General features: G+C 70.2%; 24 protein-coding genes, 1 tRNA gene and 1 pseudogene. 17 read left to right on the top strand and 9 right to left on the bottom strand.

The window, feature by feature from the left end; all coding sequences use genetic code 11:
- The first annotated feature begins 114 nt into the window (after positions 1-114).
- Entirely contained in the window at positions 115-1,674 is a 1,560-nt protein-coding gene (locus Q9G87_RS12005; protein WP_305916370.1) for an ABC transporter substrate-binding protein, read from the top strand.
- Here Q9G87_RS12005 and Q9G87_RS12000 read toward each other — a convergent pair.
- Positions 1,650-1,814: a hypothetical protein gene (locus tag Q9G87_RS12000; protein ID WP_305916369.1), complete on the bottom strand. Its 165-nt coding sequence runs from the start codon at positions 1,812-1,814 to the stop codon at positions 1,650-1,652. The genes Q9G87_RS12005 and Q9G87_RS12000 overlap by 25 nt on opposite strands.
- A gap of 402 nt (positions 1,815-2,216) precedes the next feature.
- On the opposite strand from Q9G87_RS12000, the gene Q9G87_RS11995 reads away from it, so the two are divergent.
- Positions 2,217-2,843, top strand: a complete 627-nt coding sequence (locus tag Q9G87_RS11995; protein WP_305916368.1) for a hypothetical protein — start codon at positions 2,217-2,219, stop codon at positions 2,841-2,843.
- Here Q9G87_RS11995 and Q9G87_RS11990 read toward each other — a convergent pair.
- Entirely contained in the window at positions 2,812-3,921 is a 1,110-nt protein-coding gene (locus Q9G87_RS11990) for an MFS transporter (protein ID WP_305916367.1), read from the bottom strand. The two genes, Q9G87_RS11995 and Q9G87_RS11990, sit on opposite strands and share 32 nt — an antisense overlap.
- A 75-nt stretch (positions 3,922-3,996) precedes the next feature.
- Between Q9G87_RS11990 and Q9G87_RS11985 the strand changes: the two genes are divergently transcribed.
- From Q9G87_RS11985 to Q9G87_RS11975, 3 genes are read left to right on the top strand one after another with little or no spacing between them, the layout of a single operon-like run.
- Positions 3,997-6,555, top strand: a complete 2,559-nt coding sequence (locus tag Q9G87_RS11985) for an ATP-binding protein (RefSeq protein WP_305916366.1) — start codon at positions 3,997-3,999, stop codon at positions 6,553-6,555.
- Between the two features lie 7 nt (positions 6,556-6,562).
- The gene (locus Q9G87_RS11980; RefSeq protein WP_305916365.1) at positions 6,563-7,552 is read left to right on the top strand and encodes an inositol-3-phosphate synthase; all 990 of its coding nucleotides are present in this window, start codon (positions 6,563-6,565) and stop codon (positions 7,550-7,552) included.
- 19 nt (positions 7,553-7,571) lie between these two features.
- Positions 7,572-10,568: an AfsR/SARP family transcriptional regulator gene (locus Q9G87_RS11975; RefSeq protein ID WP_305916364.1), complete on the top strand. Its 2,997-nt coding sequence runs from the start codon at positions 7,572-7,574 to the stop codon at positions 10,566-10,568.
- On the opposite strand, the gene Q9G87_RS11970 is transcribed toward Q9G87_RS11975, so the two are convergent.
- Positions 10,556-11,281 carry an AfsR/SARP family transcriptional regulator gene (locus Q9G87_RS11970; RefSeq protein ID WP_305916363.1) on the bottom strand — a complete coding sequence of 242 codons (726 nt, stop codon included), beginning with the start codon at positions 11,279-11,281 and terminating at the stop codon, positions 10,556-10,558. The genes Q9G87_RS11975 and Q9G87_RS11970 overlap by 13 nt on opposite strands.
- A gap of 155 nt (positions 11,282-11,436) precedes the next feature.
- On the opposite strand from Q9G87_RS11970, the gene Q9G87_RS11965 reads away from it, so the two are divergent.
- Positions 11,437-12,174 (top strand): hypothetical protein, encoded by a 738-nt coding sequence (locus tag Q9G87_RS11965; RefSeq protein ID WP_305916362.1) that lies wholly within the window; start codon positions 11,437-11,439, stop codon positions 12,172-12,174.
- 213 nt (positions 12,175-12,387) lie between these two features.
- On the opposite strand, the gene Q9G87_RS11960 is transcribed toward Q9G87_RS11965, so the two are convergent.
- Positions 12,388-12,846: a hypothetical protein gene (locus Q9G87_RS11960; RefSeq protein WP_305916361.1), complete on the bottom strand. Its 459-nt coding sequence runs from the start codon at positions 12,844-12,846 to the stop codon at positions 12,388-12,390.
- Here Q9G87_RS11960 and Q9G87_RS11955 point away from each other — a divergent pair.
- From Q9G87_RS11955 to Q9G87_RS11945, 3 genes are all read left to right on the top strand, one after another.
- Positions 12,833-13,180 carry a serpin family protein gene (locus Q9G87_RS11955; protein ID WP_305916360.1) on the top strand — a complete coding sequence of 116 codons (348 nt, stop codon included), beginning with the start codon at positions 12,833-12,835 and terminating at the stop codon, positions 13,178-13,180. The genes Q9G87_RS11960 and Q9G87_RS11955 overlap by 14 nt on opposite strands.
- A 22-nt stretch (positions 13,181-13,202) precedes the next feature.
- Entirely contained in the window at positions 13,203-14,003 is an 801-nt protein-coding gene (locus tag Q9G87_RS11950) for an exodeoxyribonuclease III (RefSeq protein WP_305916359.1), read from the top strand.
- An 83-nt stretch (positions 14,004-14,086) separates the two neighbouring features.
- Positions 14,087-14,320: a hypothetical protein gene (locus Q9G87_RS11945; protein ID WP_305916358.1), complete on the top strand. Its 234-nt coding sequence runs from the start codon at positions 14,087-14,089 to the stop codon at positions 14,318-14,320.
- Between the two features lie 38 nt (positions 14,321-14,358).
- On the opposite strand, the gene Q9G87_RS11940 is transcribed toward Q9G87_RS11945, so the two are convergent.
- Together Q9G87_RS11940 and Q9G87_RS11935 are read right to left on the bottom strand one after the other, a co-directional pair.
- On the bottom strand, positions 14,359-15,312 hold the full coding sequence (locus Q9G87_RS11940) for a cobalamin biosynthesis protein (RefSeq protein ID WP_305916357.1): 954 nt from the start codon (positions 15,310-15,312) through the stop codon (positions 14,359-14,361).
- Positions 15,296-16,078, bottom strand: coding sequence for a phosphotransferase (locus Q9G87_RS11935; protein WP_305916356.1), 783 nt, complete (start codon positions 16,076-16,078; stop codon positions 15,296-15,298). The genes Q9G87_RS11940 and Q9G87_RS11935 overlap by 17 nt, the downstream gene beginning before the upstream one ends.
- A 195-nt stretch (positions 16,079-16,273) precedes the next feature.
- Between Q9G87_RS11935 and Q9G87_RS11930 the strand changes: the two genes are divergently transcribed.
- A tRNA-Arg gene (locus Q9G87_RS11930) sits at positions 16,274-16,350 on the top strand.
- A 145-nt stretch (positions 16,351-16,495) separates the two neighbouring features.
- On the opposite strand, the gene Q9G87_RS11925 is transcribed toward Q9G87_RS11930, so the two are convergent.
- Both Q9G87_RS11925 and Q9G87_RS11920 read right to left on the bottom strand, forming a co-directional pair.
- Positions 16,496-18,139: an ISL3 family transposase gene (locus Q9G87_RS11925; protein ID WP_305916355.1), complete on the bottom strand. Its 1,644-nt coding sequence runs from the start codon at positions 18,137-18,139 to the stop codon at positions 16,496-16,498.
- A 208-nt stretch (positions 18,140-18,347) separates the two neighbouring features.
- Positions 18,348-18,893: a hypothetical protein gene (locus tag Q9G87_RS11920; protein ID WP_305916354.1), complete on the bottom strand. Its 546-nt coding sequence runs from the start codon at positions 18,891-18,893 to the stop codon at positions 18,348-18,350.
- Positions 18,894-19,168: 275 nt separating this feature from the next.
- Here Q9G87_RS11920 and Q9G87_RS11915 point away from each other — a divergent pair, with 275 nt between their 5' ends.
- Positions 19,169-19,798, top strand: a complete 630-nt coding sequence (locus tag Q9G87_RS11915; RefSeq protein ID WP_305916353.1) for a rhamnogalacturonan acetylesterase — start codon at positions 19,169-19,171, stop codon at positions 19,796-19,798.
- A 543-nt stretch (positions 19,799-20,341) separates the two neighbouring features.
- On the opposite strand, the gene Q9G87_RS11910 is transcribed toward Q9G87_RS11915, so the two are convergent.
- Complete coding sequence (locus Q9G87_RS11910; RefSeq protein WP_305916352.1) at positions 20,342-21,340, bottom strand: LacI family DNA-binding transcriptional regulator; 999 nt, start codon at positions 21,338-21,340, stop codon at positions 20,342-20,344.
- 293 nt (positions 21,341-21,633) lie between these two features.
- Here Q9G87_RS11910 and Q9G87_RS11905 point away from each other — a divergent pair, with 293 nt between their 5' ends.
- The 6 genes and pseudogenes from Q9G87_RS11905 to Q9G87_RS11880 form a co-directional block, all read left to right on the top strand.
- The gene (locus tag Q9G87_RS11905; RefSeq protein WP_305916351.1) at positions 21,634-23,088 is read left to right on the top strand and encodes a glycoside hydrolase family 43 protein; all 1,455 of its coding nucleotides are present in this window, start codon (positions 21,634-21,636) and stop codon (positions 23,086-23,088) included.
- A gap of 73 nt (positions 23,089-23,161) precedes the next feature.
- Positions 23,162-25,072, top strand: coding sequence for a pectinesterase family protein (locus tag Q9G87_RS11900; RefSeq protein WP_305916350.1), 1,911 nt, complete (start codon positions 23,162-23,164; stop codon positions 25,070-25,072).
- 41 nt (positions 25,073-25,113) lie between these two features.
- A complete protein-coding gene (locus Q9G87_RS11895; protein WP_305916349.1) occupies positions 25,114-25,320 on the top strand; it encodes a hypothetical protein in 207 nt (68 codons plus the stop codon).
- 24 nt (positions 25,321-25,344) lie between these two features.
- Positions 25,345-25,563 carry a hypothetical protein gene (locus Q9G87_RS11890; RefSeq protein WP_305916348.1) on the top strand — a complete coding sequence of 73 codons (219 nt, stop codon included), beginning with the start codon at positions 25,345-25,347 and terminating at the stop codon, positions 25,561-25,563.
- A 278-nt stretch (positions 25,564-25,841) separates the two neighbouring features.
- Positions 25,842-26,015: a hypothetical protein gene (locus Q9G87_RS11885; protein WP_305916347.1), complete on the top strand. Its 174-nt coding sequence runs from the start codon at positions 25,842-25,844 to the stop codon at positions 26,013-26,015.
- A gap of 155 nt (positions 26,016-26,170) precedes the next feature.
- A pseudogene (locus Q9G87_RS11880) lies at positions 26,171-26,502 on the top strand (carbohydrate ABC transporter permease); the annotation flags it as partial.

Below are 26,502 nucleotides of genomic sequence, written 5' to 3'. Positions count from 1 at the left end.
TAGCAATCCGATCACCAAAATGCCCAATTTTTCGGGACTTTTTGACACGCGCCCCCTACCTCCGTGATCTTGGAGTAGGTTTCCCGGGGTACATCGCTGACAGAGGGAGATGCGTTGCGCCGTCGTCTCGCCGCGGCCGTCGCGCTGACGCTTCTCGCGGCCTGCTCACCGCCCCCCGAACCACCGCGGGCCCCGGCCGGCGAGGCGCCGTTCGTGCACGTACAGAACCTCGACGTGATCACGGAGTGGGACCCCGGCAAGTCCTACTCCAACGAGATCATCGCCTTCCAGAACATCTACGAGACGCTCACGCTCTGGAACCCGGTCACCAAGAAGTCCGTCCCCCGCCTGGCCACGTCGTGGCGAGCCTCCGCCGACGGCCGCACCTGGACGTTCAACCTGCGTTCCGGCGTGACCTTCCACACCGGCCGGCCGCTGGACGCGGCGGCGGTCAAGGCGTCGATCGAGCGCACCATCGCCTCCAAGATCGGCGCGTACTACATCTGGGACGCGGTCTCCTCCATCAGGGCCGAGGACCCGTCGACGGTGACGTTCGTGCTCAAATACCCGGTGCCGCTCGACCTGGTGGCCTCCGCCGGGTACGCGGCCTATATCTACGACACCAAGGCGGCGCCCGACCTGACGAAGTGGTTCGGCCAGGGCAGGGACGCGGGCTCCGGGCCGTACACCGTGGCCAAGTGGCAGAAGGGCAAGGAGGAGGAGCTCACGCTCACGGCGTACGACAAGTATTGGGGCGGCTGGGACAAGCCGCACTACAGCACGGTGAAGTACCGCGTCGTGCCGGACGCCGACCAGGCGTGGCGCCTGCTGCTGCGCGGTGAGGTGAGCTTCGTCGAGCGGCTCAACCCGCGCCTGTTCGCCAGGGCGACGCGCACGCCGGGTGTGCGCACGTCCGAGCGGCCGTCGTTCCAGACGGCGATGCTGTTGTTCAACACCGCGAGCGGCCCCATGAAAGACGTGCGGGTGCGGCGCGCCGTGCAGAAGGCCATCGACTATCAGGGCCTCATCAAGGACCTGAAGGGGGCCGGCTCACCGGCCAGCGGCGTCATCCCGGAAGGGCTGCTGGGTTACGTGCCCGGCCGCGTGCCCCGCCAGGACCTGGCCGCCACGCAGCGGCTGCTGTCCCGGGCGGGCTACGGCCCGGGAGGCCGGCCGTTGCGGCTGCGCCTGACGTACGGGCAGGGTGACACCGACTGGCGCCTGCTCGCCACGCGGCTGGAGGCCGCGCTGAAGCCGCTCAACGTCAGCGTCGAGGCCGCGGCGATGCCCTGGACCGCGCAGTGGGATCAGGGCAGGAAAAAGGGTCAGGACATCTTCGTCATGTATTGGTGGCCCGACTACGCCGACGGCTACTCCTACTTCGGCAACGTCTTCCACAGCGCCGAGCCGCCCGTGTTCAACCTGACCTACCTCAAGGATCGCGCGCTGGACACGCTGCTCGACACCGTGCCCGAGCTGACCGTGACCGACAAGCACGCGGCGCAGCGAGCGTACGAGCAGGCCACCAAGCGGGTGCTGGACCAGCGGGCGGCCGCCGCGCTGCCCTGGGTGGTCAACTACCAGCGCGCCTACCAGGGGAGCGTCCAAGGCTACGTGGACAACCCGGCCTACTCCGACGTGGTCTTCGTCTATGAGTTGCGTCCGTCCGGCTGAGTGTGGGCACGCTCGCGCAGGCGTGTCCTGATCTCCTCGGGCGTGTAGGCGCGGCGCCGTCGTTCGGCCCGCGCGATCACCACTCCCGTGGCCGCGACGCCCATGATTCCGGCCAGACCGAGCATCTTCCACCAGCGCATAGTTGCCTAGAGTATGACCTGTTGATGGCGCTCGCCATGCGAGCCGGTGGTTACCGGTAGATCTGTTGTTGGATTTCTCCCACGTGATTGGTTGCGATGGACCGTAATCGTGAGATAACTTTCTGTCACAGCCAGGTGCCTGACTGGCGCTCGGTCCCCGCCCCCGTTGGTGTCCGCATCAACGGGACAGCGTCCGGCGGGGCGGTGGCCCAAGAGCCGCACTCCCTCCAGAAGTGCGGAGTCAGGCCCCGACAACGCGGTTCACAGCCAAGGTTCGCCCGGCTTGCCGGACGGACGCGGCTTCGGCTTCCATCGGATCACTGCACGGCCTCGGTCGGCGTGCGACGAGGCTACGCCGATGTTCGTTTTGCGTAAACACAGAGAACCGAAGACGCTAGTGGTGTGCTGACTCTCGACGAGGCCGTCAAGGTGACGAGGACCGGCGACCTGTGGGTTTTCCGCGGGCGCTCGGTCCCCGACCGCGCGATCCAGACGATGACCAACAGCCCGGTCAACCACGTGGGCATGGCCATCGTGATCGAGGACCTGCCGCCCATGATGTGGCACGCCGAGCTCGGCAGGTCGCTGCCGGACCTGTGGGCCGGCACCCACCACCGCGGGGTGCAGCTGCACGACTTGCGCGGCGCGGTCACGGTGTGGGCCAACAAATACGGTCAGCGGGCCTGGCTGCGCCAGTTGGAGCCGGAGGTCACACCGGAGATGGAGGACGCGGCCCTGCGTACCGTCGCCCGCCTCGACGGCACCCCGTTCCCCTCCACCGCCCGCCTGGCGGCCCGCTGGTTCAGGGGCCGCATCCCGCGCCGGACCCGCGAGGAGGTGGCGCTGGAGAGCGCCTACTGCGCCGAGGTCGTGGCCGTCACCTACGAGGCGATGGGGCTGCTGGAGTCCGGCCGCCGCCCCAACTGGTACGACCCCGGCAGGTTCTGGAGCGGCGACGATCTCGACCTGCTCACCGGCCGCCGGCTCGGCAACGAGATCACCGTGGGAGTGGAACGCCCGCCGGCCTGACCCTGGTCAGTGGCAGCGTGACGGCCATGAGCGCGGCCACCAGGGCGAATCCGAGCGGGTAACCGGTGTGGCCGAGCACCAGCCCGAACCCCATCGCCCCCGCGCCCATCCCCGCGTCGTAGGCCAGGTTCCACAGGGCGCTGACGCGGGAGGGTTCGCCGCGCTCGAACATCACCGCCAGCGTCGCGTTCTGCAGCACCCCGAACCCGGCGCCGAACATCGCCATCCCGGCCACCACCGCGACCGGGCCGTCGACCTGGGTCTGCAGTGCGATCCCCGCGACGGCGGCGAGCAGGCCTGGCAGCAGCAGGCGGGCCGAGCCGTGCCGGTCGCCGAATCTGCCGGCCAGCCAGCGGGCCGGCGGCGTCGCCAGCGACTGGGTGAGCAGCGCGGCCGACGCCAGCTCGGGCGAGCCCGCCAGCGGCAGGAAAGTCACCATGACGCCCGTCGCGGTGGTCACCGCCGCGAACAGCAGCACGAGCCCGGCCAGCCCGCGTGCGTCCGTCGACTGCCGGCTGATCAAGCGTGCGGGCTTGGTGGCCGGTAGCCCGCGCACGGTCACGAGCCCGGCCAGGGGCACCAGCCCGGCCACGACCAGGACGGGCGTGAAGCCGAGCGCGTCGCCGGCCCAGAGGCCGAGGGGTAGGCCGAGGATCGACGGGATGCCGACCGCCACGCCGTACAGGCCGAGGCCCTCGCTGCGCCGCTCCGCGGGCACGAGCTCGGCGGTCAGCGCCGTGCCCGCGACCACGACGATGCCGAGCCCGGCCCCTCGCAGCAGAGAGACGGCCAGGACCAGCGGCAGCGCGGCCGACAGCGGCAGCAGCAGCGCGGGTCCGCCGAGCAGCGCGAGGCCCAGCCCCATCACCGTGCGATAGCCGAACGTGGCCAGCAGCCAGGGAACGGCCAGCTCGGCCAGAACCGTGGCCAGCATCATGGCGGCCGTGGTCATCCCCGCGCCGAGCTCGCCGGCGCCGCCCGTCGCCGTGTACAGGGGGACGGTGGAGAACAGCAGGTAGAAGCCGAACAGCCCGGCTGCAGAGGCGGCCATCATCAGGTTCATCGAGCGGGTCGTCATGCCGACGACGGTGCCTGAGCAGGTGCCTAGGACACATCGGGCAAGATGCTTAGCCGCCTCTTCATAATGAGTGGTGTGTTCGTCGGACGTGAGGCGGAGCTGCGGCGGCTGGCCGCGGCGCAGGCAGGCACACCGGCCGCCGTGCTGGTCGTCGGCGAGGCGGGCATCGGCAAGTCGCGCCTGGTCCGCGAGTTCGTCAGCGGGATCGACGCGCTCGTCGCGGAGGGCGGGGCCGATCCGGGCGGGGCCGCGTACGCGCCGTTCGTGCCCGTGCTGCGGCGGCTGGTCAGGGAGCACGGAGCCGGGCTCGTGCCGGGCGGCGGGCGCGGCGGGCTGGCGCGGCTGCTGCCCGAGCTCGGAGAGGTGACGGAGCTGCCCGGGCTCGGGCGGGCGCGGCTGTTCGAGGAGGTGCTCCTGCTGGTCGAGCGGGCCGCCGAGCGGCGTCTCGTGGTGCTCGTGCTGGAGGACCTGCACTGGGCCGACCAGGCCAGCCGCGACCTGCTCGTGTTCCTGCTGCGTAATCTGATGCGACCGGGCGTGCTGGTGATCGCCACCTCCCGTGAGCCGCTTCGGCTCCCGGCCACCGAAGTGATCAGGGTTCCGCCGCTCGGGCGCCAGGAGGTGGCCCGCATGCTGAGCTGCGACGGCGAGGGGGTGGAGCCGGGTTCGCGGGTCGCCGCCGGGCGGGCTCGCTGGAGTATCGCGGAGCTGGACTCCATCGTGGCGCGGAGCGAGGGCAACCCGCTGTTCGTCGAGGCGCTGGCCGACGCCGGCGCCGGGGCGGCCACCCCGGCCTCGCTGCGCGAGTTGCTGCTCGCCGGGGCCGACCGGCTCTTCCCGCCCAGTCTGGACGTGCTGCGGATCGCCGCCGTGGCCGGGCGCAGGACGCCGCACGAGGTGCTGGCGGCCGTGGCCCGGCTGGACGAGCTGGCGCTCGACGACGCGTTGCGGCCCATCGTCCGCGCGCGGCTGCTGCTCGTGGACGGGGACGGCTATGCCTTCAGACACGCCCTGATCCGCGATGCCGTCTACGACGACCTGCTGCCGGGGGAGCGGCGGCGCCTGCACGCCCGCTGCGCCGAGGCGTGGCCGGAGCTGGCCGCCGACCACTGGTACGCGGCGGGCGACCGGCGGCGGGCCTTCGACGCCGCCTGGCAGGCCGGCCGCTGGGAACGTGTGCTTGAGCTGTGGGACGACGCCCACTCACGAGGGCGGGATCATGCGTGGGTACTGGAGCACGCGGCGCGGGACGCCTTGTGCGAAGGCGACGCCGAGCGGGCCGAGGAGCTGGCCACCCGGGCGCTGGAGGAGGTGGACGATCCGCTGCGGGCCGCGCACCTGCTGGAGCTGCGCGTCGCCGTCCGCGACCTGCTCGGCGAGGAGGGCCTCGGAGACCTGCGCGAAGCCGTACGCCTCGCCCCGCGCGAGGCCAGGCTGATCGGCTCCCTCGCCACCGTCTTGGCCTGGAACGGCCAGGACACCGAGGCCCGCGCCCACGCCGAGGAGGCGCTCGCGCTCGGCGACGCCCGGGCCATGATCACGCTGGCCGCGCTCACCGCGCTCGACGGCGACCTCGGCACCGCGTCGAGCCTGTACGCCGAGTTCCGGTCCGGCGCGCCCGACGACGACAGCCTGCTCATGTCCTACGCCAGTGAGGCCGATGTGCTGGAGGCCGCGGGCGAGCACGCCAGGGCCGCGTCCGTGGCCCGCGAGGGCATGTCCAGGGCCAGACGCCTGGGCATGGCCCGCACCAGGGGCGCCCACCTGGCCGCGAACCTCGCCGAGCCGCTCGTCTCGCTCGGCCGCTGGCAGGAGGCCCGCGAGGTCATCCGGGCGGCGCTCGCCCTGGACCCGGCGCCGATCCACCGGGCCTGGATCCTCATGGTGCTGGGGACGGTCGCCGTCTGGGAAGGGTCATTGGCCGAGGCCGCCGACGTCGTCCGCCTGGCCAGGCCGTTGATGCGCGGACGGTCGCGGGGCTACGACTCCTGTCTGGAGCCCGACCTGCTGGAGTGCCGGCTCGCGGTGGCCCAGGCGGACCCGGAGCGGGCCGGGCGGGTGATCGACCACGTGCTGGCCGAGCACGATCTCCGGCAGAGCCGCCGGTACGCCTGGCCGCTGCTGGTGCTGGCGGCCCGCGTCGGCCGCGTGCGGGAGGCGCCTGCGGGCATCGCCACGACGGGGCCGGTGCAGGAGGCATACCGGGCCACGTTCGAGGCCGAGCGCGGCGGGTCGTGGGCGGCGGCCGTGGCGTGCTGGCGGACCGTCGGGCAGCCCCACGCGCTGGGTCAGGCACTGGTCAGGGCGGCCGAGCAGGACCGGGCGGCCGCCCGTGAGCTGCTGCGCGAGGCGGCCGCGATCGCGGCGAACCTCAGCGCGGAGCCGCTGCGGCGGGAGGTCGAGGCGGCCGCGGCCACGCTCAGGGTGGGCCTCGCCGGCGACCTTCATCTGTCGGCCAGGGAGCTGGAGGTGCTCGGCCTGGTCGCCGAAGGGCTGAGCAATCGCCAGATCGCCGAGCGGTTGTTCATCTCGGCCAGGACCTCAGGTGTGCACGTCTCGAACATCCTGGCCAAGCTGGGCGCGACCTCCCGCGTGGAGGCCGCCGCGCTGGCCCGCCGCGCGGGGCTGATCTAATCCCGTCATGACTACCGTGAACGTGGCCGTGATCGGCGTGGGCAACTGCGTGTCGTCCCTGGTACAGGGCGTCGAGTACTACCGCGGCGGCGACGCGCCCGGTCTGCGGCACCCCGTGTGCGCCGGCTACGCGATCTCCGACGTGCGCTTCACCGCCGCCTTCGACGTCAACGCCGCCAAGCTCGGCCGCGACCTGTCGGAGGCCATCTGGACGCCGCCCAACAATGCCCGCGCGTTCGCCGCCGTGCCGCACCTCGGGGTGCCGGTCGTGAACGGGATCCTGGCCGACGGCGTGGGTCCCGACTCCGCGGATCTCGTGGACCCGCGCGGCGCGAGCTCCGGCGCCACGGAGCTCACGCCGGAGGAGGTCGCCGCGCACCTGGCGGCCACGGGCACCCACGTCGTGCTGAACTTCCTGCCCACGGGCGCGCAGCAGGCCACCGAGCGGTACGCGCGGGCCGCCCTGGCCGCCGGTTGCGCGTTCGTGAACTGCATGCCGGCCGTCCTCGCCCGCTCCCCGCAGTGGCGGCGCCGCTTCGCCGAGGCCGGGTTGCCGCTGCTCGGCGACGACCTGAAGAGCTCGTTCGGCGCCACGCTGCTGCACCGGGCGCTGGTCGACGCGCTGACGGCGAGCGGTGTCCGCCTCGGCGGCGGACACCAGCTGCTCGGCGGCGGCAACATGGACTTCGTCAACCTCCAGGACGCCTCGCGGATGGCGAGCAAGAAGGCCACCAAGGCCACGGGTGCGGGCGCGGCCGCGCACGTCGGCGCCCAGTACATACCGTTCATGGAGGACCGCAAGGTCGCCTACATCCGGCTGGACGGCGAGGGGTTCGGGGGCTCCCCGCTGGAGGTGGAGGTGCGCATGGTCGTCGAGGACTCGCCCAGTGCCGCGGGCAACGCCCTCGACGCGGTCCGGCACGCCAAGGCGGCCATGGACCAGGGCGTCGGCGGGCTCCTCGAGGAGGTGTCCGCCACGCTGATGAAGGCGGTTTGACACACTATGCTCGGGCGGGATGGAGATCCGCGTGCTCGGCCCGGTCGAAGTGCACGTCGGCGGCGCCGAGATCCCGATCGAAGGAGCCCAGCAGCAGTGCGTGCTCGGGCTGCTCGCGGCGCACCATGGCTCCTATGTGCCGGTCGGCCGGCTCATCGAGGCGCTCTGGGAGGACGACCCGCCCAAGACCGCCAAGACCATCGTCCAGCTCAAGGTGTCGCAGCTGCGTAAGTCCCTGGGCGAGCGCATCGCCAGCACGACCGCCGGCTACGCGCTCGACGTGCCGCCCGACGAGGTGGACCTCGGGTGCTTCCGCCGCCTGGCGGCCGAGGGGCGGGCGGCGGACCGGCCCGAGGACGCCACCGCCGCCTGGGCGCGGGCGCTGGACCTGTGGCGCGGGCAGCCGCTCCAGGGGATCGGCACCGCCTGGGTCGAGCAGCGCATCCGCGGCCCGCTGCTGCGCGAGCGCTGGGACCTGCTCGAGGAGCACGCCGCCGCCCTGATCGAGCTGGGCCGCCACCGCGAGGTGCCCGCCCTGCTGCAGGAGCTGAGGGACGAAGAGCCCCTCAGGGAGACCCCGCACGCGCTCGCCATGACCGCGCTCTGGCACGACGGCCGACCGGCCGAGGCGCTGGAGCTCTACCACGACGTGCAGCGCACGCTGGCCGGCGAGCTCGGCGTCGATCCAGGGCCCCGCCTGCGCGACCTGCACCAGCGCATCGTCGAGGGTCACCGGCCGGTGACGCCACGCCAGCTGCCCAGGGACGTCGCCGGCTTCGTCGGCAGGCAGGCCGAGGCCGAACGCCTGCGGCGACTGCTGCGCGGCGGCCGGGTGGCCGTGGTCACCGGCGCGGCCGGCATCGGCAAATCGGCGCTGGCCGTCCACGTCGGCCACCAGCTGGCCGCCGACTTCCCCGACGGGCAGCTGCACGTCGACCTCAACGGCCACGGCCAGGGCGATCCGCTGCCACCCGAGCGCGTGCTGCCCCGCCTGCTCGGCGCGCTCGGGGTCCCCGCCGGAGCCCGGCCGACCGGCGCCGCCGAGCAGCTCGACCTCTACCGCTCCACGCTGGCCACCAGGCGCGTCCTCCTGCTGCTCGACAACGCGGCCCACGCCGAGCAGGTACGCCCGCTGCTGCCCGGCGGCTCGTCCTGCGCGGTGCTCGTCACCAGCCGCGACGCGCTGCGCGGCCTGGCCCTGCAGGGGGCGCGGAGCGTACGGCTGGGCACCTTCACCCCCGGCGAGTCCCGCGACCTGCTGGCCGACCTGGTGGGCGACGACCTCGTCAGCGCCGACCCCGCCGCCGTGGCCGAGCTCGCCGAGCTGTGCGGGCACCTGCCACTGGCCCTGGCCATCGCGGGCGCGAACCTCATCGGCCGGGCCGGCCTGCACGAATACATCAAGGAGCTGCACGCCGACCGCTGGAGCACGCTGGCCGTCGAGGGCGACGCGCAGGCCACGGTGGCCGCCGCGTTCGCCGGCTCCTATGCCGCGCTGCCGCCCGAGGCCCAGGTGTTGTTCCGCCGCTTCGGGCTGGTGCCCGGCTGCGACTTCACCGCGAGCACGGCCGCCCGGCTGGCGGGCGCCGACCAGGCCACGGCCAAGCGGCTCCTGGCCAGGCTCGCCTCCGCCCACCTCATCGAGGAGCACGCGCCCGGCCGCTACCGGCTGCACGACCTGGTCGCGCTGTACGCCCGCGAGCACTGCACCGCCCGGGACGACGACCCCGCGCCGCTGCACGCGTACTATTTGCACTCCGCTCGGGCCGCCGCGCCGCTGCTCGCACCCTCCATCGAGCTGCTCCCGCTGACCGCGGACGATCCGCCGTGCGACGGTGAGGAGTTCGCCGACGCCGGCGCCGCGAGCGCCTGGTTCCAGGCCGAGCAGCACAACCTGCTGGCGGTCATGGACCAGGCGCGCGGTCGCGTGTCGTGGCGGCTGGTGGAGACGTTGCGTGCCTTCGTGTACCAGAACTATCCGCCCGACGTGGTCATCGCGCTGGCCACTCGCGCCCTGGACGAGGCCGAGCGGGCGGGCGACCGCGCCGGCCAGGCCGGCATGCACCACACGCTGGCCAACGCCAGCCTCGTGCTGAGCGAGCCGCGCGAGGCCATCCGGCACTGCGAGCTCGCCTCCGAGCTGTATGCGGAGATCGGCTGGGAGACCGGCGTCCAGCTGGCCCTGACCAACCTCGTCGTGGCCAAGGCCGGCCTCGGCGATCTGCACGAGAGCATGGCGGAGCACGAGCGGATCGTGCGGCTGTGGGAGGCGCGGGAGCCGACCACGAGGCTGGCCGGCATCCTGGAGAACTACGCCATCAAGCTCCTGTGGGCCGGCCGCGCCCGCGAGGCGCTGGAGCGGCAGCTGCGGGCCATCCGGATCTGGGAGGAGCACGGCGGCCGGCCTGCCTGGGAGGGCAGGGCATACTCCGTCCTCGGTGGTGTGCACGTGGCACTGGGCGATCTCGGCCAGGCCATCGGGGCATACGAGCATGCGCTGGCGTGGGCGAAGGACGCCCAGCTGGCCGGGACGCTCTCCGGCGCGGCCATCGCCCACCACCTGCGTGAGGACGGGGCACGCGCCGCCGAGCTGGCGCGGCGGGCCGTGCGGGAGGCGCCCGTGAGAGGGCCGGCCGGCCGGTACGAGGAGGCCCGCGGCACCCTGGCCCGCGTGGACGCGTCGCTGGGACTCGACGAGCGCCTCTCCCTGTTCCGGGACGTGCTGGCCCGCTACCGGGACCGCAATTATCCCTACTTCGACACCCGGACCCGCGTGTGGCTGGCCGAGGTGCTCCTGGAGAGCGGGCGGCGGGACGAGTCCGCCGCCGCGGCCGGGGAGGCGCTGGAGGCGGCCGCACGGTACGGCCTGCGCCGGCTCGAAGGCCAGGCGCTCACCGTGCTGGCCCAGGTCAAGCGGTCGGCCGAGGACGCACGCAGGGCCGTCGAGCTGCACCGCGAGTACGGGCACCGGCTGGACGAGGCGCGGGCGCGGGCCGTACTCGCTCAGGTGGTGTGACCTGAGAGCAGCGCTTCGAACGTGGCCTGCAGCTCCGCCCCCGGATCCACGCCCAGCTGGTCGGCCAGCAGCCGGCGGGTCCGCTCGTACAGCTCCAGCGCCTCAGCCTGCCGCCCGAGCCGGTAGAAGGCCGTCATGAGCAGCGACACCAGCCGCTCCTGGCGCGGCTCGGCCGTCACCATCGCGCGCAACGGCGCGACCGCCCGCTCCGGCTGTCCGAGTGTCAGCCGCCGGCGGGCCAGCTCCTCGACCGCCGCCAGCCGCGCCTCCTCCAGCTCGACCCCGGCCACCTCCAGCGGCATGCCGCCGCCGGGACCGCCCAGCGCCGGCCCCCGCCACAGCGCCAGTGCCGTCTCCAGCAGGTCCGCGCCCGGCTCGCCAGGCTCCTGCGCCGCCCGGGCGGCCAGCCGCCGGAAGCGCAGCGCGTCGACGTGGTCGGGGTCGGCGCACAGCACGTAACCGGCGGGGTCGCTCTCCACCCGTACGCCGCTCTTCCGCAGCCTGTAGACATGTCCCTGCACGGTCATCCGCGCGCTGTCCGGAGGGCCGCCTTCCCACACGGCGTCGATCAGCCGCTCCACCGGGACCGGACGGTTCAGGTCCAGCAGCAGCGCGGCCAGCACGAAACGACGCTTACGCGGCCCGATCTCCAGGCGGCGCCCCCCGACACAGGCGTCTATGGACCCGAGCAGGCGAAACTCCAAGTGATCCATCGGTCGCAGCCTGGCGGAACCCGCTAAACGAGCACTAAATCCGGCCTCCGCCAAGAGAACGCCAACACCATCTGCCAGGGTCTTTCCCTCACGATCTTCGACTCTCAACAGGAAGAGCAGAAAGTTGATCACGAAGGAAGGCCGCGATCGCCGTCATGGCAGGCACGCTCCTCGCGGGCCCGGCGGCCGCCGTCGCCACGGCGCAGCCGAGCAGCGCCACCGCCACCGCCGATGACCGGCTCGGGCCCGGCGAATGGCTGCTGCCCGGACAGTCGCTGACCTCGGGGGGCGGCCGGTTCAAGCTGGTCCAGCAGAAGCAGGGCAATCTGGTGTTCTACGACGGCACCAAGGCGTTGTGGACGTCGCCGACAGCAGGCAGGCCCGGCGCCCGCGCGACCATGCAGAAGGAGGGCAACCTCGTCATCTACGGCGCGGACAACAAGCCGCTGTGGTCCACGCCGACCGCCGGCAACCCCGGCGCGTACCTGCTGCTGCCGAAGCAGAGCGGCAACCTGGTCATCTACTCCAGGGAGAACAAGCCGTTGTGGTCGTCCATGGCGTACCTCGGCGGGAAACTGCCCTCCGGCCACGTGCTCCGTCCCGGGCAGCGGGTGCAGTCGAGCAACGGCCGCTACAAGCTGATCCAGCAGGACGAGGGCAACGCGGTCCTGTACGACGGGCAGCGCAGCCTGTTCACGACGCCGACGGCCGGGCATCCGGGGGCGCGCTCCCTCATGCAGGCGGAGGGCAACTGGGTCGTGGTCGACCGGAACGACAAGGCGTTGTGGACCACGAAGACGGCAGGCAACCCGGGGGCCTGGCTGGCGGTCTCCAACGACGGCCGGGTCATCATCTACTCCCGCGACAACAGGCCCCTCTGGACCAGCCGCTGATCGTCGCCTTGGCGCGATACTGGGCCGATGCGGAATCCGGTCAACGACCTCACGGCCCGGTGGGCGGCGGCGCTCGGTTCGGGGGAATCGTCCGTGCTGTCGGGGGCGTGCGTGTGGCCGCTCCTGGCCTGCCTAGCCGCGGCCGCTGACGGCCCCGGGCGTGGCGAGCTCTCACACGCCGTGGGCGCCGACGTCACGGCCGTGCCCGGTGTGTTACAGGCGCTGCGCGGTCCGGCCGTCCGGGCCGCCATCGGCCTGTGGACCGCCCGTACGCTGCCGCTGCGCCCGTCCTGGCTCGCCACCCTGCCCCCGGGACTGCGTGGCGAGCTGACCGGAGACCCAGCCGCGGACCGCCGGCGCCTGGACGCCTGGGCGTCCGAGCAGACCGGCGGGCTGATCCCGGCCATGCCGGTGGCGCCGGCCGAGCACCTGAGGCTGGTCCTGGCCGGCGCGCTCACCGTCAGGACCACGTGGCTGCGGCCGTTCGAGGACGGCTTCGCGGTGTTCGACAGCGGCCCGTGGGCCGGACGGGAACTGGCCGTGCTGCGGCGCGGCACGGCGGTGCTCGACCGGCTCCGCGTCGTCGACACCCCGTCGGGCCTGCTCACGATGCTCTGTGTCATGGGCAGCGGCGGCGTCGACGTTCACCTCCGTCACCGTGCCCCGCTTCACCGTCCACTCCGTGCACGACCTGCTGCGCCTCCCCGAGGTGTTCGGCCTGGGCGCGGTCACCGACGCCCGTCACGGCCACTTCCCGGGGATCAGCCCCGAGCCGCTGGCGATCGACCAGGCCGCGCAGGCCGCCGTCGCGGCCTTCAGCGCCACCGGGTTCGAGTCAGCGTCCGTCACCGTCTTCGCCGCCGTTCCAGGCGGCGTTCTCCCCCCGCCGCCCTACCGGGTCAGGCGCGTCGACGTGGAGTTCGCGCGCCCGTTCGGCTTCCTCGCGGTCGAGCGACGCAGCGGCCTCGTCCTGACCGCGGGCTGGGTCGCCGACCCCGAACCGTGAGAGCCGGTGGCAGGCTAGGGGCATGCGCCTGGCTACCTGGAACGTCAACTCCGTCAAGGCACGCCTGCCCCGGCTGCTCGACTGGCTGGCCGAGACCAAGCCCGACGTCGTATGCCTGCAGGAGACCAAGTGCCCGGCCGAGGTGTTCCCCATCGCGGAAGTGGGCGCACTGGGCTACGCCGCCGCGGCCCACGGCGACGGGCGGTGGAACGGCGTCGCTCTGCTGTCCAAGGTCGGCCTGGACGAGGTGACGCTGAGCTTCCCCGGCGAGCCGGGCTTCGGAGAGCTGGACACGGTGGGCCCGGCCCGTCCCGAGGCCCGCGCGATCGGCGCGACCTGCGGCGGGATGCGGGTGTGGTCGCTGTACGCGCCGAACGGCCGTACCGTCGACTCGCCCCACTACCTGTACAAGCTCGAGTGGTTCGCCGCGTTGCGGGACGCGCTGGCCGCGGAGATGGACCTGCCGCTGGTGGCGTGCGGCGACTTCAACGTGGCGCCCACCGACGCCGACGTGTGGGATCCGGCTCTGTTCGTCGGCGCCACCCACGTCACCCCCGCCGAGCGCGAGGCCCTGGCCGCACTGCGCGCGCTCGGCCTGCACGACGTGGTGCCGACGCCGATGAAGGGGCCGCATCCGTTCACGTACTGGGACTACCGGGCCGGGATGTTCCACCAGAACAAGGGGATGCGCATCGACCTCGTGTACGCCGGCACGGAGGTGGCGGAGCAGGTGCGGTCGGCGTACGTCGATCGCGAGGCCCGCAAAGGTAAGGGGCCGTCCGACCACGCGCCCATCGTGGTGGACCTCGACCCGGAAATCTAATTACAAATCGCAGCCGTCCGAGTATCCTGTGTTCTCAAATGTTTCGGGGGCATTAAACCTCTTCAAGGCCACAGGGGGTCTCCGTGGAATCTGCAGACGGCCGCGTCTTCTTATTCATCCTCCTCGCCGTGGCCGTATTCGCCCTCGGCCGCCGCTTCCAGACCATGATCATTATGCGGCAGGTGTGGAAGCAGAGCGCCAAGCAGGTGACGGCCAGGAAGGAAGTCGCGAACAGTGCCGCCAAGGCGATGATCGGAATAACGCTGATCTCGATATTCGTGATCTGGCTAGTGATCAACCTGAACAGCGTCATGTGAAAAATGACGTTTGGCTGATTATCATCCGCTCTGACCGATTACCGGATTCCTTGTCGGCGGCCCATCGTGGCTCGGTTCAGCAAGAAGGAAGCGGCCATGGCGGCGCCGGCCGCGGCCAGGCTCACCATCCCGGTCAGGCGTACGGCACGCCGGATGTCCCCGACGCCTGGCTTGGGGCCGTCGCCCATCGTGGGACGGTGCTCGGTCCGCCCGCCGTAGACGTTCGTGCCGCCCAGGGTGACGCCGAGCGCGCCGGCGAACGCGGCCTCGCAGCGTCCGGCGTTCGGGCTGGGATGCCGGTGCCCGTCGCGCCGCAGCACGGCCAGCGCCTGCCGCCGATCCGGCCCGGCCAGGACCGTGAGCAGCCCCGTCACCCGGGCCGGCACATAATTCGCCACGTCGTCCAGCCGGGCCGCCGCCCACCCGAACCGCTGGTAACGCGGTGACCGGTGCCCGATCATCGCGTCCAGCGTGTTGATCGCCCGGTACGCCAGCAGCCCCGGCACCCCCGCCACCGCACCCCAGAACAACGGCGCCACGACGGCGTCGGAGGTGTTTTCCGCCAGCGACTCGACGGTGGCCCGCGCCAGTTCGGGCGCCTCCAGCGCGGCGGGATCCCGCCCGCACAGATGCGGCAGCCTGGCCCTGGCTCGTTCCAGGTCGTCGTGTTCGAGGGCGTCGGCCATGTAGGCGCCTTCGCGGGCCAGCGTGGTGCCGCCGAGCACGGCCCAGGTGGCGAGGGCCGTGGCGACCGTACGGGCCTTGGGGCTCGGAATGCGCTGCACCGCAACGCCGATCGCTGCCGCGCCCCCTACGCAGATGGCCACATGAAGCACTCCCTGCGCCTTCGTGTCGCCGTACAGGGATTGCTCCAGCTTTGCCGCAGCCCGCCCGAACACGGCGACCGGGTGGGCGGCACTGCGCGGATCCCCGAGCAGCCGATCGAGCGCTACGCCGAGAGCGAGGCCGAGGGGGTCATACCAAATGGGCATGAAGCTCATCTTCGTGCACATCCAGCCAGGCCGCCGCCCGGCGGATGCGCTCGCCCGAGCCTCCTGCCCACATCGTCGCCCAGTTGCCACCCGCCGCGGCGCGGTCCCGCATGACCGCGTAGGAGCGCTGGAAACGAAGCCTGGCCAGCTCCAGCAGCCGCCGCCGATCGCGCGGCGGGAGGCCGTACGCGTCGCAGAAGAGCCGCAGGCGGGCTCCCACGTCGAGATTGCGGAGCAACGGGGCCCGATCGAGGGGATCGGCGATGGGCGCCCAGTGCCGCAGCGTGGTCACGACGTCGAAAAGCCGAGTGGTGGGCCGGGCCAGCTCGAAGTCGATCAGCGCGTAGGGGCGTCCCGCCTGAAAGATCACGTTGTCCGGCGTTAAATCACAATGCCCAAGAACTTCCGGCGGCAAGTCATCATTCGACCCGCCTTCCCATCCGTCCAAGGTCAGCGGAAACCCAGCCGTCGCATCGTGGTAGTCCCGCAACAAGCGCCCTAAACCTTCGAGCGCCTCATCCGTCACACTCTCCAGCCGCAACCCGCTGACGCCAGGCAGGTAGGTGAGCATCTCCCGCCCAAGCCCATCGACGCCCAACACGCGCGGCGCCCCCGCGAACCCGACGGCCTCAAGATGCCTGAGGAGGGCGTGGACGGCGGGCGTGGACGCACTGACCGGTCTCCGCACGGTGTCCCCGACCCGCACCACCCCGTCAGTCACATCCCCGCCCTGCAGGGGGATCTCATGCAGGAGCGTCGCAACCATGCCACGACAGCTTAGACCTTCCCGCCCCACGATCGCCCCGCCTTTTCCGCCCTCCTCCAGGCGATGGAGCCGGCTGGACGCTGGGGATCATGGCCTGCGGGAACGCTGCTCGCGGGGGGTGTCACGGGGCCGGATGGCTGACACTGGGAAAACGAGTGCGTGACAAGTCGCAGGATCATGCACAATAAGGCGGGAGCGCCCTTAGCTCAGCTGGATAGAGCACCGGACTTCTAATCCGACGGTCGCAGGTTCGAATCCTGCAGGGCGCGCCACTCTTCAGCAGCGCAAAAGAGCCTCTGACCTGCACTGATGTGGGCCAGAGGCTCTCTGCTTGTGTCCGGCTGTCTACGTGTCCGTGGCCATGTAAAAGGGCTCTGACTCACTCTCGATGATCTCGGTGACAGAGCGTGAAGTGTGTCAGGAGTAGCGAAGGACGCGGGCCCGTAGAAGGTCGAAGTTTGCGCGGCCGAACATCTGCCGTTTGAGCATCTTGATCTTGTTTACGGTCCCTTCGACGGCTCCACTGCTGTGAGCCAGCGTCAGCCCGGCCTGCACTGCGGCGTGGTCGCGTCGGAGTCCGGTGGCGAAGGTGGCTAGGTAGGGCGAGGCTCCGGCTTCGGCGGCGGCGATCCAGTCGTCGAGCAGGTGGCCGTCGCGGTTGGTCATCATCGTGGCGAAGCTGCGGACCAGCCCGGCAGCGTTGATGAGCTCGGGGCAGCGGGCAAGGATCTGTTCCAGTCCGGCCTTCTCCTCGGTGTCCAGACGGTCGGGATGGGTCATGAGCCAGCCGGTGACGCGGCGGGGTTTGGGTGGTGGGCATGGCTCCTGCTGTACTTCCTGGTATCCGCGCAAGGGTTGGAGCCAGCCTTGGACGGCACGGCGGCTGCCGGTGAATCCTTGGTCCTTGATCTCGGTATGGAGCTGGACGGCGTTGCTGCAGCCTTCGTTCCATCGGCGGGTGAGGTAGGGCTTGAACTGATCCAGCTTGCTGGAGCGATCGAGGGTGGGGGCCAGGAGTTCGTCCACGCTGGTGGCGTTGGCGTACTTGCGGACGGTGCGAAAGGCCAGGCCAAGTTCGCGGCTGATGGCGTTCAGCGACAGGCTCTCGGCCCTCAGCGCCTGGACCTGGGCATAGCGTTCGTGCGTCCGCGCCACCATCGGCCGTTCGTTGCCGCGGGAATCCAGGGTCTTGGGCCGCTGGACGGGTTCGGTCTCGCTGCCTGTTTCGTCCTTGATCGTGGTGTCTTGGTCGGGGACTTCCTGCAGGCAGGATCGGTGCGCGCGGATCGTCTTCTCCAGTGCCGTGGCGAGGTTTTGCCACAAATGGAAGCGATCGGCGACCTGCCTGGCCTCGGGAGCGCCCTCACGGGCGCCATCGGCGTAGGAGCCGGCCCTGTCTCGGCAGATCACCTGCACGCCGGGATGGTCCTTCAACCAGGCGGCCAGGTCATCGGCGGTCCGGCCGTCCAGCAGATCGATAGGACGGTGGGTGTCCATGTCCACCAGGACGGTGCCGTAGGAGTGTCCGCGCTTCTTCGCGAAGTCGTCGACGCCTAGCACCGTGACCTGCGCTATCTCGGGATCGGGCAACGCCCGCAGTGTCCGTAGCAGCGTGGATCGGCTGACCGGCACGCCGACCAGGCCGGCCATGCGGGCACCGGCTCGCCCGGCCAGTGCTATGGCGATCGAGGTGAGAAGAGTGCGTAAGGCGTTGCTGCGACGGGCATGCCGCTGGGTCAGCCCGCCGACCTGCTCGGCGAAGATCTCCCGGTCACAAGAGGGCTCGTCGCAGAAGAAGCGGCGCACCTCCAACTCGACCTTGACCGGCCGCCCGCCCGTCGCCAGATCCCACACGGTCCGGCGATACCGGCTGTGCACCCGGGTCGAGAGCAGCCCACACACCGGGCACGGAACCTCGCTGGCCACGGTGCGCGCCGCGATCAGCAGGGTGTCACCGAGGTCCGCAACATTGAGGACATCCATCTCCCGCAGCGCGGGGCAGAACAAACGAAGGCAGCAGGCGTTCTCGCCTGCCGGCGCATGCAGCACAATGAACCCCACGGCCGCTCGTTGGTGATCAGGTTCTCGACAAACCAGATCGTTGACGAGCGGCCGCCTCTGTATGGGGCCTGTTACAAGATCGCGACAACGATGAGCAGCGTGACCGGATCCTCCCGCTGAGCATCAGCTTTCTGTCCGGCGTGCCATCGAGCTATGTTCGCGCGCCGCCGTACAAGCTGGTCGGCGGCCTGCGGGGTTGGGACTTCCACTAACGCCAGACGACGCTGTCGAGAAAGGCTTCAATGGTCGTCGTCACCTGACCGAGTACCTCGGCGGATCTGTGCAGCGGTCCCGGGACCTTCATGCCATGATCGGCGCCATTGACTTCGAGGACGTGCGGCGTCAACTCCCGCGCCAGTGCACCATCCCAGAAGTCGTCCGCGGTACCGCCTACAAGCAAAAATGGCCGGGTGGCCCGACGCAACGGCTCCACGCATGCGGGCATCGTGAGCAACGGCGTCAACCAGATCCCTGACAGACCGCGATCTGCGGCCACGGCGGCACCGTACGAGCCGAGTGACTTGCCGATCAACAGCGGTGTTGCTAGCTTCTCCACGACTGGCGTCACCTGCTCGTAGACCCAGGCGTGCCGCTCCACCAGGGGCCGGCCCTCCGGCGGTGTCCACGAGATCAGTTCGAGGTCGGCGCCTCGGCGGGCGACTGCTTCGCCGACGTAGGCGAGCAGTCCGGCCTGCGGTCCGTACATTCCGCCCGGAATGATGACGGTGTTCCGGTTCGATTCCCCTTCGCTCATCGTTGGACGATATCGCCGTTGGCCAGAGAACCGTCCTAATCAGGACAAGAACTTATCGGCATCTTCGGCACCAACCGGGCGGTCAGACAGCACCACCGAGTCACCCTGAGTTACTGATCATCGAGAGTGAGCCAGAGCCCTTTTACATGGCCACGGACAGGTCAGGGCGTCCCTCCAGTCATAAAACGACATGAGGGACGCCTGGATCACGGGAGGGCGCGGCGCAGGCATGACAACTAGAGGGACGCCCGGATCATGCATGGGAAGATAGCGTGATGCAGATCTTGCTGGTAGGCGACTCGACCGTGACCGACTTCGACGGCTGGGGCCCGGGCTTCCGGGCCCGCCTGGTCCCCGGCACCGAATGCCTCAACCACGCCATGGGCGGCCGCAGTTCGAAGAGCTACCGTGACGAAGGCTTCTGGGACAAGGCCTTGGCCACCCGTGCCGACCACGTGCTCATCCAGTTCGGGCACAACGACCAGCCGGGCAAGGGCCCCGAGCGGGAAACCGACCCGGAGACCGAATACGCCGCCAACCTCGCCCGGTACGTCACCGAGGCGCGGGCGGCGGGAATGCGCCCCGCCCTGGTCACCTCGCTCACCCGCCGTGACTTCGACGAACGGTCCGACCGGCTGCGCGACACGCTAGGCCCATGGGTGGTGGCCGCCAGGCGCGTGGCCGCAGAGCAGAGTGCGCCGCTGATCGATCTGCACGCGGCCAGCACCCGGCTCTGCACAGCGCTCGGACCGGCGGTATGTGCCCTGCTCTCGCCGCACAGGTCAGACGGCGCCGTCGACGCCACGCATCTCAACGCCGCAGGCGCCGCGCGCTTCGGCGGGCTGGTCGCGGACCTGGCGCGCGAAGCGGTGCCCGAGCTGCGGCCGTGGCTGGCGCCAGCCTGATCGCGCCCGCCGCAGCACCGCACCGCCCACTCCCCAGCCGATCACCACGCCGCCGGTCGCGCTGGCGGCATGCCCTCCCGATCCGGGTGGCCCGACGTCGCACTGTGACGACCGCGCATCACGGTCGACGATGACCTGTGTGCGTGCTCGAGCCTTCGAAGCGGGACCGGCGCGGCCTTTCACACGCGATTGAGATGAGATCGGGCCCGAGCCGCTCTGTAGCTCCGGCTACCCCTTCCACGTAACCACCGTCGGCCTACCGGCGTTCACCGCCGACTACCAGGCGCTGCTGGCCACGATGCGCTCGGGCACCGGGCCGATCGCGCTGCAAGACGATCTGATGATGATGAGCGGAATTGTCAGCCCGTCGCATCGCTGCGGGGCGGCAGACTGATCAAGCGGGCCTGACGGCAGTTGCTCGGCGGCCCCGCTTGTGGTGCGCGCGCCGGGCTCCGATGGTAGCGCCGCCTCCCCGAGTCACGCCTGGAGTCGGCCGCTCGCGTTCGTGACCTGATCAGGAGCCGTGGCAAGGGACATGTGGTCTCAACCCAATGCCGGTGGTGCTGTGCTGTCGCGGAGGACGAGTTCCGCCGGCAGCTCGATGCGCGCCGGTGGATCCTTCGACAGCAGCGCCATCAGGGCGGCGGCACCCAGGTCTGGCCAAGGCTGGCGGACGGTGGTCAGAAAGGGGGTCACGCTTGTGGCCACCACGGAGTCGTCGAAGCCGACGACGCTCACATCGTGCGGCACACGCAGCCCGTGCTCGGCCAGTGCCTGATATATCCCCAGTGCCATGCCGTCGGAGCAGGCGAAGAAGGCAGTTGGCGGCTCAGGCAGTTGGGTGAGCAGATCGCGAACGGCTTCCGCGGCGGGCTCGGTGCGGAAATAGCCGCAGACCTGCCACCGAGGGTCCGTTCTCAGACCGGCCTCCGTCATGGCCTGTTGAAAGCCGGCCAGCCGCTCGCGTGCGGCCGGCACGCCGGGCCGACCCGTGACGACCGCGATCCTCGAGTGCCCCAGGCTGATGAGATGCTCCGTGGCGGCGCGGGCGCCGAGCTGGTTCGCCGAGGACACGACGGTTACGCCCGCCGGTACTTTGCCCAGCGGGTCAATGATCACCATGGGGATGTCGTGATCGATGAGCCAGGCGCGCTGCGCGCTGGTCAATGACGTGCGCGCCAGCAGGACGCCGGCGCTGTCGCGCGTGCTGATCCGGTCCAGCCAGACCGAAGGCGGCTGGTGGTACCGCGTCCGATCGACGACGGCGGAGACCACGATGTCCACTCCTGCCCGCCAGGCCGCCTCTTCCACGCCACTGAGAATGGCCAGGGAATAGGGCGAGGTCAGACACTGCAGCACGATGTCCAGCATGCTGCCCCTGCGGTAGTGGGCCGGGCGAGGCACATAGCCCCGGCGCTCAAGGACCTTGGCGATGAGCTTGCGGGTGTGCGGAGAGACATCGGATTTGCCGTTAAGTGCCTTGGACACTGTGGAGACCGAGACACCGGCCTCCCTGGCGATTACTGACAGCTTGGGCCTCACCGGCTCACCATTGCTCAGCCTGCTCTCCTGACGCAAGCGTGAGGTGCCGAAAATTTCGCAGCGACCCACATTTGCGCAGGTAAAGCCGTGAGGGTGCGGCGACCGCCCGTTGACGATCCATTAACGTTCAGGCAAAAGTCTTTACAACCGATTGCAGCGATGGTGAGGCACTGACCTGTGTTGACGAAGGAGCTATCTGTCCATGGCTGTCCCCACGATGGGTCATCACCGGGCTCGCCGCACCAGAGCGGCGAAAGCATCAGAGTCACCTCGTCGGCGGGGACGGTGAAGGGATGAGCCTCTGGAACCCCGGCCTCGGTGACGGCACCTATCACAACCCCGTGCTGAACGCCGACTGGTCCGACCCCGACGTCATCCGGGTGGGCGAGGACTTCTACCTGACCACCTCCACCTTCGCCAGGGTGCCCGGTCTGCCCATCCTGCACTCGCGGGACCTCGTCAACTGGACGATCGTCGCGCACGCGCTGCCCGAACTGGACAGACTCACCAAGCCGGAGCCCGGCTGCCGGGTCTGGGCACCGTCGCTGCGTTACCACGACGGCAAGTTCTGGATCTTCTGGGGCGATCCAGACCGCGGCATCCACGTGATCACCGCGACCCACGCGCGCGGCCCATGGAGCGTTCCCCGCGTGCTCAAACCCGGCTCTGGCCTGATCGACCCATGCCCTTTCTGGGACGAGGACGGCAGCGCTTACCTCATACACGGCTGGGCCAAGAGCCGGACCGGGTTCAACAACCGGCTGACGCTGCACCGCATGTCGCCCGACGGGCGAGAGGTCCTGGACGAAGGCACAGTGATCATCGATGGTGACCAGCTGCCCGGTTACAGCACCCTGGAAGGTCCCAAGCTCTACAAGCGCGACGGGTATTACTGGGTCTTCGCGCCGGCCGGGGGCGTTGCCGACGGCTGGCAGTCGGTCTTCCGCGCCAAGGACATCACCGGGCCGTACGAGGACAGGATTGTCCTGAAGCAAGGGCGCACCAACATCAACGGCCCGCACCAGGGCGCCTGGGTGGACGCCCCCGACGGCTCGCACTGGTTCCTGCACTTCCAGGACCGCGGCCCCTTCGGGCGCGTGGTCCACCTGCAGCCCATGCGCTGGGCCGAGGACGGCTGGCCGGTCATCGGCGAGGACGGCGAACCCGTGTCAGGCGGGCGCATACCCGTCGCCGGCCGGCGGGCGGCCGTGCCACCGAGCGGAGACACCTTCCTTTCCGGCAAGCTCGGCCCGCAATGGCACTGGCCGGTCAACCGCAAACCCACCTGGTACCGGATCGGCGGCGGCGCCCTCGTCCTGGCCTGCCTGCCCGGCCCCGACGACCTGCGTGAGCGCGGCCAACTCGTCGCCCAGCGGCTACCTGGCCCGCCGTTCGTCACCCGCACCCGCCTCACCCTGGACGCCGCGCCCGGCTCGCGCGCCGGGCTGGTGATCCTCGGCCACGACTACGCCTGGCTCGGCATCGAGCTGACCGCCGACGGTCCCGTCCTGGTCTGCCGTACGGCTGAGGCCGCCGGACCAGAGCGTGACCTGGTCCCGCCCGTGCCCCTTCAGCGGCCCAAAGCCGAGCTCACCGTCGAGGTGGACGCCTTCGGCCGGTGCGTGTTCGCCACCGGCGGGGTCTTCGACGCGGTGCCGGGGCACTGGGTCGGCGCCGTCCTCGGTCTGTTCGCGGCCGGCGAGGCGGGCTGGGCAGGCTTTCACGGATTCGCCATCGACTGCTCATGAGAGCAGCAGCCATGGTCGGCGTGCCACGTTACCGAGGCTCAGACCACCGACAACAAGCGCAACGGAGGCTGACATGCGCGCATTCCTCGCGATCGTCTTAACGGCGTTCGTCCTGATAGCGCCCGCTCCTGCCCATGCGGCGGACTACGAACCGGTTGAGCCGGTCTGGACCGAGCAGCCCATCGGCTTCGCCGCCCTGCCCGGCCACGGGCTGGAGACCACGACCGGCGGCGCCGGTGGCCAGGCCGTGGTGGTCGACACCCAGGCCGAGCTGGAGCACTACGCGGGCGCCGCGGAGCCGTACACCATCAAGGTCCAGGGCTCCATCACAGTGGAGCCGTTCGGCAAGGAGATCGCGGTCGCCTCCAACAAGAGCATCATCGGGCTCGGCACTGGCGCGGAGATCGTCCACGGTGGCTTCCGGCTGATCAATGTCTCCAACGTCATCATCCGCAACCTCACCGTCAGGGACACCTACGTTGCGGGCGACTGGGATGGCAAGACGCACGACTTCGACGGCATCCAGGTGGACACGTCCCACCACGTATGGATCGACCACAACCGCATCCAGCGGACCGGCGACGGCCTGGTCGACCTGCGCAAGGACATCGACTTCGTGACGCTGTCGTGGAACGTCTTCGCCGACCACAACAAGGCGGTGGGCATCGGCTGGACCAGCAACGTCGTCACCAAGGTGACGGTCCACCACAACTGGTTCCGCAACACCTTCCAGCGCAATCCAAGCGTCGACAGGACCGAGGCCGCGCACCTGTTCAACAACTATTTCCAGAACATCGGCTACTACGGCTCCATGATCCGCGGACCGGGCCGGATGGTCGTGGAGAACAGCTACTACGACACCGTCACCGACCCGATCGTGGTCAAGGACCCGGACTCTCAGCTCGTGCAGCGCGGCAACATCTTCTCCGGGACCAGGGGCCGCCGCGACCGCAACGGGGCCGCGTTCGACCCGTCCAGCTACTACTCCTACCGGATGGACCCGGCCTCGGAGGTGCCCGCGCTGGTCAGGAGGCACGCCGGCCCGCGGGGCAAGGAGGAGCCGCGTGAGACGATCACGGTTGCCCTGGACGGCAGCGGCGACGTGGGCAGCCTCCAGGCGGCCATCGGCATGGCGGCGACCGGACCGGCCACCATCGTGGTTAAGCCAGGCGTCTACCGCGAGATCGTGCGGATCTGGCCCGACCGCCACAACATCACCATCCGCGGCGCTACCGGCGACCCCAAGGACGTGGTGATCACGTACGGCACGGCCGCGGGCGCCCAGAAGTTCTACGGAGGCCTGGAGGGTATTGCGGGCAGCCCGACCCTCGCGAACCACGCCAGTGACATCACCTTCGAGAACCTGACCGTGGAGAACTCCTACGACGAAGCCGCGAACGGTCCCAGCCAGGCCCTGGCCGTCAGGACGCTCGGAGACCGTGTCGTCTTCCGCAACACCCGGTTTCTCGGCAACCAGGACACCTTCATGCTCGACACGCCCGCCAAGACCGACATCCGGCGGACCTACCTGCATGACTGCTACGTCGAGGGCGACGTGGACTTCATCTACGGCCGCGGCACCGGCGTCTTCGACCGGTGCGTGATCCACTCCGTGGCGCGGGGGCTCGGCGTCGTCACCGCCGCCGCCACCACCGACTCCAACCCCTACGGGTTCCTGATCAACAGATCGGAGTTCACCAGCGACGCGCCGGCCGGGTCGGTCTACCTCGGTCGCCCCTGGCATCCCAACGGCGATCCGACCGCCATCGCGCAGGTGCTGGTCCGCGAGTCAACGCTCGGCGCGCACGTCAACGCCGCACCGTGGACCGATATGGCCGAATTCTCCTGGCGGGATGCCCGCTTCTCGGAATACCGCAACACCGGGCCGGGCGCGACTCCCGGGCCGGACCGCCCGCAACTGCCGGACACCGAGGCCGACAAGTACACGATGCAGCGCTACTTCGGGGACTGGCAGCCGAGCTGAGCCTCCCCCTTCCCTGGTTTCCTTTGTGCGAGAGGAACTGCATGGCAACCAACGGGCCCGCTGTGCCCACCACCCAATCCCACGCGATCCACCGCCCTCTCGGCGTGAACCAAGTCGCCATCACCGGTGGTCTGCTCAGCCAGTGGCAGGAGCGCAACCGAGCGGTCAGCATCCCCCTCGGCATGGAGCAGATAGAGCAGGCGGGCAGCCTGCCCAACCTGCGCCTGGCCGCTGGGGAGGGGCGGTGAGTTCCGCGGGTTCCGGTCTCCGCGATGCCGCGTGTCGCGGAAAAGCAGGTAATCGATGGCGTCGGCACCACCGTCGCCATCGAACTCGACGCCCGCGCGGTATCCGCGCCAACCGGGCCGCGCCTGCCGTACAGCCAAGCGACTCTCAACAGCGGCACTCCGACGCGGGCAACGGCCATCCCCTACGTCCAGGAGGACAACCGCGACGGACGGGCGATGCGGGTCTGGGTCCCAACCGAGTGAGGGAACACCCCATGAGACGACATGACCTGTTGAAGATGGGCGGCCGGCCGCCTCGGCGCCGAGGCGGCCGCCTGCGGCGGCGAGACGAGCTCCGCATCGGCCAAGCAACTCCCGTTCATGTACTGGGCTCGTGTCCTTCCCGCTCGCCAAGCAGATCGAGCAGTTCGGGATCAGCGTCAGCATCACGTTCCCCGCGGCCTGGTACGGCCTCCTCCGCAGCAACGGCGGCGACTTCGCCGACGAGGCCGGTAAGAAGTGCACCCTGGACTCGCGAGGTCTTGCAGAACCTTCAGGACCCGATCTACAAGCACCGCGTGATGCTCAGCCCCGGCCAGCTCGCCGCCACCGGCGACGACGTGCCGCGTACGAACATCATGCTCAAGACCCGGCGGGTGGCCATGGCCGTGGACGGGCTGGTTAGCAGCCGTCATGCTCCCACTTCCTCCACCTGACTGGTGAAATGCCATGCCATAGCGCCCGAAAATTTCGAACTATCGGTGTTTGCGCTGGTAGTGGGCCCTCGGCATGCTCGTGCCATTGACGTTACGAGCAAGCTAACGCAACGTTTCCTGCAACCGATTGCAATCCCCGTGAAGGAGTTCTGCACATGGCCGTCGCCCCGGCGCGCCTGCCCCGCTCGAGAAGTCGCCGAGCAGGGGCGCTGACACCGTATGTGCTGATCGCGCCGTCGTTGATCGCGATGCTCGGGTTCCTCGTCTACCCGATGGGCAGCGTGCTGTACTACAGCCTCCAGTACTACAACGTGACCAAGCCCTGGGACAACGGCTTCGCGGGGCTGGAGAACTTCCGCGCGCTGCTGTTCGAGGACCCGATCTTCTGGCAGAGCCTCGGCTTCAGCGTCAAGTGGGTGGTCGTCGAGGTCGTGCTGCAGTTGCTGCTCGGGCTCGCGCTCGCGCTGATCGTCAACGAGAGCTTCGT

Source organism: Nonomuraea turcica, assembly GCF_030718205.1.
GTDB lineage: Bacteria > Actinomycetota > Actinomycetes > Streptosporangiales > Streptosporangiaceae > Nonomuraea.
The sequence above is the reverse complement of the archived record's forward strand: the minus strand, read 5'-3'. Positions and strand labels throughout refer to the sequence as shown.